This is a genomic window from Wenyingzhuangia marina (assembly GCF_900130035.1).
Lineage (GTDB): Bacteria > Bacteroidota > Bacteroidia > Flavobacteriales > Flavobacteriaceae > Wenyingzhuangia > Wenyingzhuangia marina.
On record NZ_FQXQ01000001.1, the window covers coordinates 509799 to 522948 of the forward strand.

A 13150-nucleotide genomic window follows, 5' to 3' on the forward strand; every position below is an offset into this window, starting at 1 on the left:
TTTACTTTAACACTTTTTCATAAGCTTCTCGTGGACTATTTCTAAAATAGACTTTGCCACAATAAGTATATCCTAATTTTTTAAAAATACTAAGCATAGCAGTATTATCAAAATTGGTATCTGCTTTTATGCTGTAGATATCATTCTCTAAAGCATACTCTTCTATAAATCGCATCATTTTTTTAGCCAAGCCTTTCCCTAAATGATTTTCAGAAATAGCAACTCTATGAAAAACCACATAATCTTTGTTGGTTTTCCAAGTTCCTTCTATATTTTCATATTCAGGTTCATCATTTATTAAAATAGCCACATAACCAGCAATTTCTCCTTGTTCAATTAACACAAAAGCAACCTCTTTTTCAACATCCTTTTTAATCACTTCAGGATTTGGATATCCATCTTGCCATTGATTACTCCCCTCTTGTTTTCTTCTTTCTATAGCTTGTTGTAAAATACTCCATATAGCATTCACATCAGATAACGTCGCTTTTCTAAATTGATTCTTCATTTACAATACAAAAGTTTTAGAGATGGCATTATATTTAGGAATAATAGTATACAAATCTTTCTCAACACAAAAATCTATATTCTCCTGTTTATTTAATTTTTTTAAACGAAAAGCATGTTCACAAGTGTCTAATTTATCTTTATAATTCAATGCATATTTTAAAAAATAACTCTTTGCAATATCTGCACTATCTGTGGAGCAATATTCTTCTGGCAAAGTTGCTATTACCGCTCCTGCAAACATCAAATCTTCGGTACTCATTTTGCCTTTCCAACCTGCGCAAACCATTAAAACATCTAAATCAGATTGAGCAATATATTCACACACAGCTGTAAGATTAGCAAAAGTTCCTATAATTATTTCATTGGCGTCTAATGACGTTTCAACTGCTTTGGTTCCATTCGTAGTAGAAATAGCAAACTTTTTATCGGCATATTTTCCATCTAAAAATGACAAAGGAGAATTGTCTACGTCCATTCCATCAACTTTAACACCATCTCTTTCACCCCCCACCAAATAACCTTGTTTTTTTAAAGCAATAGCCTCATCAACTTCTAAACAAGTTTTCACTTCCTTTACACCATTAGCCATGGCAGTAACAATGGTTGTTGTCGCCCTAAAAACATCAATAATCACTACCAACTTTCCTTTTGCTTGATAACATGATGTAAGTTCTGGAGCAACTACTACTTCTATATTTTTCATATAAATTTTTATCTATCAAAAATAAAAATCCCCTTTGATATTTTTCAAAGGGGATTATATATTTTAGGGTTTTAAATCTTAAATATTTGCTTTAAAGAATTCACGGTTCATGCGAGCAATGTTGTCTAAAGAAATTCCTTTAGGACATTCAACCTCACAAGCTCCAGTGTTTGTACAGTTACCAAAACCTTCAGCATCCATTTGCGCAACCATGTTACGTACACGGTCAGCAGCCTCTACTTGACCTTGAGGCAACAATGCATATTGAGATACTTTAGCTCCTACAAATAACATTGCAGATGAGTTTTTACAAGTAGCCACACAAGCACCACAACCAATACAAGTTGCAGCATCCATCGCTTCATCAGCAGCATGCTTAGAAATTGGTAATGAGTTTGCATCTTGAGTATTTCCTGAAGTATTTACAGAAATAAATCCTCCTTGGTGTTGAATTCTATCAAAAGCAGAACGGTCTACCACTAAATCTTTAATTACTGGAAATGCTTTTGCACGGAAAGGCTCTATATAAATAGTGTCTCCATCTTTAAACTTTCTCATGTGTAACTGACAAGTAGTAATTCCTCTATCTGGTCCATGTGCTTCTCCATTAATAAACAATGAACACATTCCACAAATTCCTTCTCTACAATCGTGATCAAAAGCTACAGGCTCACCACCTTCATTAATGATTTGTTCGTTTAATACATCTAACATTTCTAAGAAAGACATATCTGGTGAAACATCATTAATATTATAATCAACCATTTGACCCTTATCGTTAGCATCTTTTTGACGCCAAATTTTTAAAGTAAGTTTCATATTCTTTCTTATTTGTATGATCTCGTTTTCAACTCGATATCGTTAAACTCTAATTGTTCTTTATGTAACACTGCATCGGCAGGCTCTCCTTTATATTCCCAAGCTGAAACAAATGCAAAGTTTACATCATCACGTTTAGCTTCTCCTTCTTGTGGTCCTTCAGTTTCGGCAGATTCTTCACGGAAGTGACCTCCACATGATTCCTCTCTAACCAAAGCATCTTTTGCAAACAACTCTCCTAATTCTAAGAAATCTGCTACACGTCCAGCTTTTGCTAATTCTTCATTGTAAGTATCTGCAGCACCTGGAACTTTTACTTCTTTCCAGAACTCTTCACGTAAAGCTTTAATTTCAGCCATCGCTTCTGTTAAACCTTTTGCATTACGAGCCATACCTACTTTATCCCACATAATTTTACCTAAACGTTTGTGGAAATGGTCAACAGATTTTGTTCCGTTGTTATTAACAAAGAAGTTAATTTGATCTTTAACTGATTTTTCAGCTTCTTCAAATTCTGGTAAATCTGTTGGAATCTTACCTGTTCTAATATCTTTAGATAAATAATCCCCAATAGTATAAGGCAATACAAAATATCCATCAGCCAATCCTTGCATTAATGCAGATGCTCCTAAACGGTTCGCACCATGATCAGAGAAGTTTGCCTCTCCAATACAGTAACATCCAGGAATTGTGGTCATTAAATTATAATCAACCCATGTTCCACCCATGGTATAATGTACTGCAGGATAAATCATCATAGGAGTTTCGTAAGGATTCTCATCTACAATTTTATCATACATTTGGAATAAGTTACCATACTTAGCTTTTACAACCTCTTTTCCTAATTTGTCTATTTTTTCAGCAGTAGGGTTATGATCTCCATGAATTAAAGCTTGTTCTCTTCCGTAACGCTTAATAGCATCAGCAAAATCTAAATAAACAGCTTCTCCTGTTGCATTTACTCCAAAACCAGCATCACAACGTTCTTTTGCAGCTCTCGATGCAACATCACGTGGTACTAAGTTTCCAAATGCAGGATATCTTCTTTCTAAATAATAATCTCTTTCAGCTTCAGACAAATCAGTAGGTTTTTTCTTTCCTTCTCTAATTGCTTTAGCATCTTCTAATTTTGCAGGAACCCAAATACGTCCATCGTTACGTAAAGATTCAGACATCAATGTTAACTTAGACTGATGATCTCCAGAAACTGGAATACATGTTGGGTGAATTTGTGTGTAACATGGGTTTGCAAAGAAAGCTCCTTTTTTGTGGATTTTCCATGATGCAGAAACGTTAGATCCCATTGCATTTGTAGATAAGAAGAATACATTTCCGTAACCTCCTGATGCAATTACTACAGCGTGTGCCGAATGTCTTTCTATTTCTCCTGTAACCAAGTTACGAGTAATAATTCCTCTTGCTTTTCCATCAACCAAAACAACATCCATCATTTCATGACGGTTGTACATTTTAATTTTTCCACGTCCAATTTGACGGTTCATTGCAGAATAAGCTCCTAATAATAATTGTTGACCTGTTTGTCCTTTTGCGTAAAAAGTACGAGATACTAATACTCCCCCAAAAGAACGGTTGTCTAACAATCCTCCATAATCACGAGCAAAAGGCACTCCTTGAGCCACACATTGGTCAATAATATTTGCCGATACTTCTGCCAAACGATATACGTTTGCCTCACGAGCACGGTAATCTCCTCCTTTTACAGTATCGTAAAACAATCTGTAAGTAGAATCTCCATCTCCTTGATAATTTTTTGCTGCATTAATTCCCCCTTGAGCTGCAATTGAGTGGGCTCTACGAGGTGAATCTTGATAAGCAAATGCTTTTACATTATATCCTAACTCAGCCAAAGTTGCAGCGGCAGAACCTCCTGCCAAACCTGTTCCCACTACTATAACATCAATATTACGTTTGTTTGCTGGGTTTACTAAGTCGATATGATTTTTATAACTAGTCCATTTCTCTGCGATAGGACCTTTAGGTACTTTAGAATCTAAAACTGCCATAGTCTTTATATTTTATTGATTGAAATGGTGAAACAAAGCAATGATGATAAATCCTACAGGAATACCAATTGCATAAATTTTTGAAATCGTTTCTAATTTAGCGGCACGCTTAGCACTCATTCCGCTAGATTGGAATGCAGATTTAAATCCGTGTAATAAGTGTAATGCTAAAAATGCAAATGCTGCTACGTAAGCTCCAGTTCTTATTGGACTGTGAAACTTGTGTACCAACTCACCATAATATCTATTTGGATCTTCTGGTAACATCGCTATGTATTTGTGATTGATTTCAGGAAACCAAAAATCAATAAAGTGCAATACAATAAAAGCCAAAATTGCCAAACCAGAATAAATCATGTTTCTACTTACCCAAGTAGAATTGGCCGCACCATTGTTTTTCACATATTTAACACTACGAGCAGCTTTGTTTCTAGCCTCTAGAACAAACCCCATTACGAAGTGAAAAACAACTCCAAAAATTAAAATTGGTTGTAGCGCAAATTGAACTGCTGGGTTTGTTCCCATAAAATGAGACAACTCATTAAATACATCTGCACTAAAAATTGATGTTAAATTGATTGCAAAGTGTTGCAACAAGAAAAACATTAAAAAGAAAGCAGAAGCAGCCATTGCTACTTTCCTTCCTATCGAAGAAGATAAAACTCCACTCATTAGTTTTAAAATTAATTTGTTAATAACCGAAGACAAATTTAAACGATTTGATTTATTATTAGGTGCTATTCCCTTATTTCATTCTTTATTTAGATAGATTACAATCTAAAATTTAAAGAATTATCAAATCTGTGCTTTTGATTTAAATATTTAACAAGAAAAAAGAATATTTTAAGTATTAAATCTATCTTTTTTGCTCTTTTAAATAATTTGAAGGAGCAGAACCCGTAATTAACTTAAACTGCCTATTAAAGTTAGACAAATTGTTAAATCCGCATTCAAAACAAACATCAATAATGGCATACTTATTATCTAAAATTAATTTACAAGCGTAATTAATTCGTAGTTCATTTACATATTTAATAAAATTTTTTCCATGTGCTTTTTTAAAATATCTACTGAAAGCAGATGGATTCATGCAGGCCACTTCAGCCACTTTTTCCAAAGAAATATCTGTATTAAAATGATTGTAGATATATTCGTAAACAACCTCTAATTTTTTAAGTTTATTATCCGAAAAACTTTGCACAAAATTTTGACTAGATAACAAATCAATAGCCTCCCATTTAGCCAAAAGATTTAATATTTTTAATAGTTCTATAACTCTACTAAATCCTGAAAACTTTTTTAATGACTGAATTCTTTTATTAATGACTGAAGTATCTCCTTTGAAAACAATTCCTCTTCTGGCATTTATAAAAAGTGTTTTAATTTCTGCCATTTCTGGTTGTTTTAAAAACTCTTCTCCTAAAAACTCTTCAGTAAAATGGACCACACAAGCCTCAGCAAACAAATCATTTTCTTCAATAAAATACTCTTCGCTGTTTACCCACATATGTGGTAGGTTTTTTCCCAAAAGAACCAAATTTCCTTCTGAAAATTTTCCGATATAATCTCCTGCAAATAAAGTTCCTGAACTAGAACTAATTAAATCCAACTCTAATTCCTTATGGAAATGCCATACTTTTAAAAAATGGTTTTCTTTTTTTATTTGAACATTAAAACAACTATGTGATGGGGTTCTGTCGAGGTACTTTGGTTTCAAGGGAGTATTTTTTTAATAAATTTAACAAATTAGTTTTAACAAGCAAATAAAATGCAAAAATAGTATTAATAAATAATAAAAACATCAGATCAAAACTACTTACACAAAACTCTACAAAACAAACAGTTAACAATATAATATCGTTTAATTATCACGTGAAAGACTTAAATTAGATAAAAATTTAACAAATCGTGTATATTTTAACCATCGCACTATTTTACAACATACATTTTTATCATATTTGCAGTCTTAAAAATAAAAAAACTAGAAACTTAAAATTAATCATATGAAAGTAGCAGTAGTAGGAGCTACCGGAATGGTAGGTACGGTAATGTTAAAAGTATTAGCAGAAAGAAACTTTCCAGTAACAGAATTAATCCCTGTTGCATCGGCACGCTCTGCTGGTAAACAATTAGAATATAAAGGAAAAAATTACACAGTAGTTACTTTAGAAGATGCTGTAAAAATGGCTCCTGATGTAGCTTTATTTTCTGCAGGTGGAGACACTTCTTTAGAATGGGCTCCTAAATTTGCTGAAGTTGGAACCACTGTAGTTGATAACTCGTCTGCATGGAGAATGGATCCTACTAAAAAATTAGTAGTTCCTGAAATTAATGGTGATGTATTAACTGCTGAAGATAAAATTATTGCCAACCCAAACTGTTCTACCATTCAGTTAGTAATGGCTTTAGCTCCTTTACACAAAAAATATAAAATGAAACGTTTAATCATCTCTACTTACCAATCTGTTTCTGGTACAGGAGTAAAAGCGGTTCAACAGTTAGAAAACGAACAAAACGGAATCACTAACGGAGAAATGGCGTACAACTACCCAATTAACCGTAATGCAATTCCTCATTGTGATGTTTTTCTAGAAAATGGATACACTAAAGAAGAAATGAAATTGGTAAAAGAACCTAAGAAAATTTTAGGTGATGATTCTTTTGCTGTTACAGCAACTGCAGTTCGTATTCCTACAGCAGGTGGACATTCAGAAGCTGTAAATGTTGAGTTTGCTAATGATTTTGACTTGGCTGAAGTTCGCACTATTTTATCTGCAACTCCTGGAGTAATTGTACAAGATGATTTAGACAATAACGTATACCCAATGCCAATGTTTGCAAATGATAAAGATGAAGTTTTTGTTGGACGTATCCGTAGAGATGAATCTTTACCAAACACTTTAAACATGTGGATTGTTGCTGACAACTTACGTAAAGGTGCTGCAACTAACACAGTACAAATTGCCGAGTATTTAGTAGCTCAAGGATTATTAGGATAATCATGAATTTTGGTTAAAACCACCAAATATTTTTACATAAAAAAACCTCATCGACTGATGAGGTTTTTTGTTTTTTATATGATTTTGTATTTAAGCCATCATTTCTTTAATGGTTTTTACCAATTCTATAGAAGCATCAATTTCTGCTTTTCTAATGGCTACAGATTCTATATTAAAACCAATAGGCATATTTTTTTCTTGGGCAAACTTTATCAAATCATTGGCAATGTACTTACAAATTCCAATCGATGCATTTAAAATATCTGGAGATACTTTTAACTCATTTTCTAACCATTTCTGAATATCAATCCCCAACCATTTAGTAAACTCTAATGTTTTTAAAGATCCTATGGGAGTTAAAGTAAAAATAACAGGCATCGGTTTGATTCCTTTTTCTTGCGTGTAGAAGTAATAATCAGACAACATATCTTTAGCATTGTCTAAATTATACACACATTGAGACACAAAAAAAGTACATCCATTCGCTATTTTATTAGTCAAACGAATGTGTTCATCTCCTTTTACAAAGTGTCTTTCAGGAATGGTTACTCCTCCTAATTTTATGGTAGATGCCGATTCTTTTTTAATTCTATATGCATCTTGTAAAGACAAATTAGCTGGTTGATCTTTAGATGGGTTTCCAACAAATACCGTTAAGTCAATTTTATCTTCATTATCAATCAACCATTGTTTTAAAGATTCTTCTGTAAATTTCCCAACACTTTTGTAGATGATTTTAGGAACTTTTAAATCCTTTAAATACGTATTAGCATATTCATCTGGAGCCCAAGTGTACATAAAAGGAAATGGTCTTGGATTGTTATTTCTAGAAGATTCATCTTGTATGTCATACAAAATTAATCCATCAATATCTAATCCCTCTAATCGATCCATTTGTCGTTTAGCAATTCCTTCAATCTTATCTTTATCAGTAGAAGTTTTAGGAGGTGTTAAACCGTAAAATAAATACCCTCCTTCTTTATTCTCTATTTTTTTCTTTAATTCTTGTGAATTCATTGTCTTTCCTTATTATCAGAATTTTGTTCTTAACTATACTGAATTGAACAACTATATTTTTATGGTCATCGAGCGGAGTCGAGATATTATTTATAACTAAATCTTTTACTGTTTTAAACAAGCTCTCGACTCCACTCGAATACCTTTACTATACACCAAATTGTTTAAAATGATGATCTAAATGTTTTTGGAATAAATTGCTCCATTCTTTTGAAGTTAATTTCCCAAAAGATTCTGTAGGTCGTCCTTCAAAAAAAGTTTCTCCTTTGTTAAACACCCACTTCATATTTTCCAACAATTTCTTTTTTTCACCCTCAAAATCTCTTTCATCAACTACTAAAAAATAAGGAGCTGTTCTTCCATTTTTAGGATATGGTTTGTTTCCCACGACTCCTTTTTTAATAAAAGTCTTTAAAAAAAAACGCATCAACGGATTCATTTTAACTTTTGTTTTTCCTTGAGCAACATCATAAGAAACACTTAAGTGAGCTAACATTTGAGCCACATTCATTTTACCCCACAAAGGTTGAGTGTCTTTAGTTAAAGCATCTAAGCGAACCTTATTTTGCTCAAGTGTATCAGCATCAAAAATATATGGATAAGACATAAAAATTATTTTTTACTAAAATATAAACTTCTTTAAGACAACATCATGGTTGCTTTTTCTAACGCAGCTACCAAAACATCAATCTCTTCTTTAGTATTGTAAAAAGCAAAAGAAGCTCTAATGGTTCCAGGAACATTAAAACGAGCCATAATTGGCTGGGTACAATGATGACCTGTTCTTACCGCAATTCCTAATTTATCAACAATAGTTCCTACATCAAAAGGGTGAATTTCTCCTATATTAAAAGAAATAACACTTGCCTTATTTTTAGCAGTACCATAAATTTTAAGTCCTGGTATTTTACTTAATTGCTCTGTTCCATAAACTAACAATTCACGTTCAGCAGCTTCTATATTTTCTATTCCAATAGTATTGATATAATCTACAGCTGTTCCAAAAGCAATTACATCAGCAATGTTTGGGGTTCCCGCTTCAAACTTATGAGGCAATTCTGCATAAGTAGTTTTTTCAAACGTACAATCCTTAATCATTTCTCCTCCTCCATGGTAAGGTGGTAATTCATTTAAAATGGCTTCTTTACCATATAAAAATCCAATTCCTGTAGGTCCAAACATTTTATGAGCAGAACAAGTATAAAAATCACAATCTAGCGCTTGTAAATCTACCTTCATATGCGGAGTAGATTGTGCTCCATCTATCAATACCCATGCACCAACTTTATGTGCTTTTTCAATAATTTCTTCTACAGGATTAATAGTTCCTAAAGCATTCGAAATATGATTAACGGCTACTATTTTTGTGTTTTCAGAAAATAATTCATCATACACATCCATCAACAATTCTCCCTCATCATTCATAGGGATTACTTTTAACGTAGCTCCTGTTCGCTCGCATAACATTTGCCAAGGCACAATATTAGAGTGATGTTCTAAAGCAGAAATAATAATTTCATCTGTACTTTTTATCAATGAAGTTAAAGTAGTTGCTACCAAATTAATAGACTCAGTAGTCCCACGAGTAAATATAATTTCGTGCTCATGCTTAGGATTAAAATGAGCTTTTAATTTACGCCTTGTTGCTTCAAAAGCATCTGTAGCAACCTGACTTAAGGTATGAACTCCTCTGTGAACATTTGCATTTATAGTAGTGTAATAATTTGTAATTGCATCAATCACCACTTGTGGTTTCTGACTTGTGGCTGCATTGTCAAAATACACCAAGGGTTTTCCATTTACTTGTTCATCTAAAATGGGAAAATCTGCTCTTACTTTATCGATATGAATCATAGATATAAATCTTTGTTACAAAGGTACTTCTTTAAGCTTAAAATCTAAAAAGCTTAATCAAACTCTTTTCATTCTTTACAATCAAAAAATTAGTACCTTGTTATAAACAAATTTCACCTCATGAAACTCTTTAAAATGATAAGCTTCTCGCTACTTTTTATCATGATTGTATTGGTTGTTTTAAATGCTCCCAAACTAAAATTAATATCTGGTTTTGCAGCTAAAAACCTTGCCAGCAGCTATTTTATAGCACACAGATCCGTTGAAATGACTAATAAAACGGATAATCATGGTCCATTAACCAAACTTGCTAACAGCAATATTGATGAAAAAAGTAAAACCGCTTTTTCAACTGTTTTTGGTTTTGCCAAGGAAACAGCAGTGTATCGTGAAGGAGTTGGAGCTATTTTAATTAATAAAGATACCATTCTTGGTGATGATTATTTAAGACCCAAAAGAGATTTTACTCCCATTCAAGTTCAATACCCATACGGGAATTTAGCTCCGAAAGATTCGGTTTTTAACAATGTTAATTATCAATCAATAAAAGAAGTAATTAACAACTGTTTTACCGAAAACCACGATCATCATATCAAAAACACTCGTGCTGTTTTAGTACTTTACAAAGGAAAAATCATTGCAGAAAAATATGCAGATGGCTTTAACGAAAACTCACTATTACAAGGTTGGTCTATCACCAAAAGCTTACTAACAACCTGTTTCGGAATTTTAGAGAAAGAAAATAAATTTGATATTTACAAACCCATAAAAGCTTTTCCAGAATGGTTAAAAGATGACAGAAAAAACATCACCACCAATCATTTACTAAGAATGGAAAGTGGATTGGAATGGGAAGAAAACTATTCAACTATTTGCGATGCTACAAGAATGTTGTTTGAAGATAGTGACTTAACAAAAAGACCTTTATCTAAAAAGCAAACTCAACCTGCTGAAACCGAATTCAACTACTCTTCTGGAACTAGTAATATTTTATCAGCCTTGTTAAGAAAACAATTTAATACCCATCAAGAGTATTTAGACTTTCCTTATAGAGAATTTATTGATAAAATTGGAATGCACTCTATGATTATGGAAACTGATATTATGGGAAATTATGTAGCCTCCTCATATAGTTGGGCAACTACAAGAGACTGGGCTAAGTTTGGACAATTAATGCTAGACAACGGAAAATGGAATAACGAACAAATAGTTACTAAAAAATGGATTGACTACATTAAAACTCCTAATAAAACTTCTTTGGGAGAATATGGGGGACATTGGTGGTTAAACCAAGGTAATTATATGCCTAACGTTCCTAAAGATTGTTTTTATGCTGATGGCTTTCAAGGCCAACGAATTTTTGTCATTCCATCCAAAGATTTAGTTGTAGTTCGTTTTGGCGTTACAGAATTACAAAGAATAGGTTTTTATACTATGTTTGATCATTTATTAGGAACCATTTGCAAAAGCATTCAATAAAAATGATTACCTCATTAAACTCAAATACTTCTCTTAAAGAAACAGGCAATAACTTATTAGAAATAGGTTGTTTACTTATGACTTCTGGAGCAAGTACCAATAGAATTAGAGTAACTCTAGAACGCATAAGCGATGGTCTTGGTTATGATACCGAAATATTAATTACCCATAGAACCGTTTTTTTAGTTCTAAAAGACGAAAAGACCCAAGATGTATTTAACAGTTTTAAAAAAACACCCCCACATGGAGCTAATTTTACCTTGGTGTCTGGAATTAGTAAAATGAGCTGGCATGTTATTGAGAACAATTGGACTTTAAATCAAATAAAAGAAGAGGTTAACAGGTTAAAAAAATTACCTAGATATTCACTATTAACAACAATGATTTTTGTAAGTCTTGCTGATGCAGGTTTTTGTAGATTATTTGGAGGAGAATATATTGATATGTCCACCACTTTTGTAGCTACATTTATTGCTTTCTTGGTTAGACATAATGCTATCAAACTACAATTTAATATTTATTTAAGTATTTTATTTGCCTCCTTTACCGCTTGTATTATTGCTTGTTTTGCTAAAATATTCGGAATTGGAAACCACCCTGATTTAGCCCTAGCAACAGCTGTTTTATTTTTAGTTCCTGGAGTTCCGTTAATCAATTCCTTTTCTGATTTAATGGATGGCTATGTAATGAATGGAGTTGTAAGAGGTACGCACGCCATGTTGATTGCCTTTTCAATTGCCTTAGGAATGCTAATCAGTATGTTAATTTGTAATTTTTAAGAGATGAACATCATACACCAAATAGAAATGGCGTTATGGTTGGCAGTTGCAGCCATAGGATTTGCCATTTTATTCAACGTTCCAAAAAGAACACTTTTTACCATTGCCATTCTTGCTGCCTTGGGAGGTTCTTGCAAACTAATACTAATGCAATTTGGAATTCACATTATAGTGGGTTCTTTGGTTGGAGCCACTCTTATTGGATTGTTAAGCATTCCTGCTGCTCACGGAAAACATGCCCCTCCTTTGGTTTTTTCTATCCCAGCAGTTATTCCTATGATTCCTGGAGCTTTTGCCTATAAAGCCATGTTAGGCTTTATAAAACTAACAGGTAATATTTCTACGGAAGCTTATCAACTTGCATTAGAACAAACCGTAAACAATAGCTTAAAAGCAATATTTATTATTCTTGCCTTAACGGCAGGAGTATCATTTCCAATGCTAATGAGTAGAAAAGAATCTGCTAAAGAAATTAAAATATAATCTTATTTTTTAACCAAAAGTACTTGGTCTGCTTCTAGCAATAAATACCCTTCATCGTAGCAATAGTTGTATCTATTTCCTGTTTTGGTTTCATATATGTTTGTATAAAGATTAAAATTAAACCCTTTTTCTTCTAAAATACTTTTAGACACTTTAGTTTTTCCTGTAGTATTTAACTCGCACAAAATTTTATAATTCTTTTTTAAGGCATTATTAATGTTCCTTACCAAACTTTTATTCCCTACTTCTAACTTATTGTTAAAGGCATTTCTACATTGGTCATTACAAAACTTTTTATCAGATCTACCGACTACCTTTTCCCCACACTCTAAACAGAATTTTTCTTCCATAATTATTTTCTTTTCTTTTTCTAAAGATAATAAAAAACCGATTGTAAACGACTACAACCGTTTATATACGAAAGCAAATATTTAGCAACCGAGTAAAACTTTTAAAGTATTACATCTTTGCCTTGTCAAACAA

General features: G+C 32.6%; 14 protein-coding genes. 4 read left to right on the forward strand and 10 right to left on the reverse strand.

Features of this window, described 5'->3' with window-relative positions:
* Window position 1: 1 nt before the first annotated feature.
* The 6 genes from BUB70_RS02210 to BUB70_RS02235 all read right to left on the reverse strand — a co-directional run bounded on the left by BUB70_RS02210 (window position 2) and on the right by BUB70_RS02235 (window position 5773).
* A complete protein-coding gene (locus tag BUB70_RS02210; protein WP_073118051.1) occupies window positions 2–508 on the reverse strand; it encodes a GNAT family N-acetyltransferase in 507 nt (168 codons plus the stop codon).
* The gene (locus tag BUB70_RS02215; RefSeq protein WP_073118052.1) at window positions 509–1213 is read right to left on the reverse strand and encodes a 2-phosphosulfolactate phosphatase; all 705 of its coding nucleotides are present in this window, start codon (window positions 1211–1213) and stop codon (window positions 509–511) included. It abuts the gene before it with no gap.
* Window positions 1214–1291: 78 nt separating this feature from the next.
* Window positions 1292–2032, reverse strand: coding sequence for a succinate dehydrogenase/fumarate reductase iron-sulfur subunit (locus BUB70_RS02220; RefSeq protein WP_073118053.1), 741 nt, complete (start codon window positions 2030–2032; stop codon window positions 1292–1294).
* 8 nt (window positions 2033–2040) lie between these two features.
* Window positions 2041–4056, reverse strand: coding sequence for a fumarate reductase/succinate dehydrogenase flavoprotein subunit (locus BUB70_RS02225; RefSeq protein WP_073118054.1), 2016 nt, complete (start codon window positions 4054–4056; stop codon window positions 2041–2043).
* A 12-nt stretch (window positions 4057–4068) separates the two neighbouring features.
* Window positions 4069–4728, reverse strand: coding sequence for a succinate dehydrogenase cytochrome b subunit (locus BUB70_RS02230; RefSeq protein WP_073118055.1), 660 nt, complete (start codon window positions 4726–4728; stop codon window positions 4069–4071).
* A 184-nt stretch (window positions 4729–4912) separates the two neighbouring features.
* Complete coding sequence (locus BUB70_RS02235) at window positions 4913–5773, reverse strand: AraC family transcriptional regulator (RefSeq protein ID WP_073118056.1); 861 nt, start codon at window positions 5771–5773, stop codon at window positions 4913–4915.
* A gap of 286 nt (window positions 5774–6059) precedes the next feature.
* Here BUB70_RS02235 and BUB70_RS02240 point away from each other — a divergent pair, with 286 nt between their 5' ends.
* Window positions 6060–7055 carry an aspartate-semialdehyde dehydrogenase gene (locus BUB70_RS02240; protein WP_073118057.1) on the forward strand — a complete coding sequence of 332 codons (996 nt, stop codon included), beginning with the start codon at window positions 6060–6062 and terminating at the stop codon, window positions 7053–7055.
* A gap of 90 nt (window positions 7056–7145) precedes the next feature.
* Here the strand turns inward: BUB70_RS02240 and BUB70_RS02245 are convergent, their stop codons facing one another.
* The 3 genes from BUB70_RS02245 to BUB70_RS02255 form a co-directional block, all read right to left on the reverse strand.
* Entirely contained in the window at window positions 7146–8072 is a 927-nt protein-coding gene (locus tag BUB70_RS02245) for a methylenetetrahydrofolate reductase (RefSeq protein ID WP_073118058.1), read from the reverse strand.
* 148 nt (window positions 8073–8220) lie between these two features.
* Window positions 8221–8679, reverse strand: coding sequence for a DUF1569 domain-containing protein (locus BUB70_RS02250; protein WP_073118059.1), 459 nt, complete (start codon window positions 8677–8679; stop codon window positions 8221–8223).
* Between the two features lie 32 nt (window positions 8680–8711).
* Window positions 8712–9926, reverse strand: a complete 1215-nt coding sequence (locus tag BUB70_RS02255) for an aminotransferase class V-fold PLP-dependent enzyme (protein ID WP_073118060.1) — start codon at window positions 9924–9926, stop codon at window positions 8712–8714.
* A gap of 120 nt (window positions 9927–10046) precedes the next feature.
* On the opposite strand from BUB70_RS02255, the gene BUB70_RS02260 reads away from it, so the two are divergent.
* The 3 genes from BUB70_RS02260 to BUB70_RS02270 are packed head-to-tail and all read left to right on the forward strand — an operon-like array spanning window position 10047 to window position 12667.
* Window positions 10047–11405, forward strand: a complete 1359-nt coding sequence (locus BUB70_RS02260) for a serine hydrolase domain-containing protein (protein ID WP_073118061.1) — start codon at window positions 10047–10049, stop codon at window positions 11403–11405.
* 2 nt (window positions 11406–11407) lie between these two features.
* Window positions 11408–12184 (forward strand): threonine/serine exporter family protein, encoded by a 777-nt coding sequence (locus BUB70_RS02265; protein ID WP_073118062.1) that lies wholly within the window; start codon window positions 11408–11410, stop codon window positions 12182–12184.
* A 3-nt stretch (window positions 12185–12187) separates the two neighbouring features.
* Window positions 12188–12667 (forward strand): threonine/serine exporter family protein, encoded by a 480-nt coding sequence (locus BUB70_RS02270; protein ID WP_073118063.1) that lies wholly within the window; start codon window positions 12188–12190, stop codon window positions 12665–12667.
* 2 nt (window positions 12668–12669) lie between these two features.
* Here the strand turns inward: BUB70_RS02270 and BUB70_RS02275 are convergent, their stop codons facing one another.
* The gene (locus BUB70_RS02275; protein ID WP_073118064.1) at window positions 12670–13017 is read right to left on the reverse strand and encodes a hypothetical protein; all 348 of its coding nucleotides are present in this window, start codon (window positions 13015–13017) and stop codon (window positions 12670–12672) included.
* Between the last annotated feature and the right edge of the window lie 133 nt (window positions 13018–13150).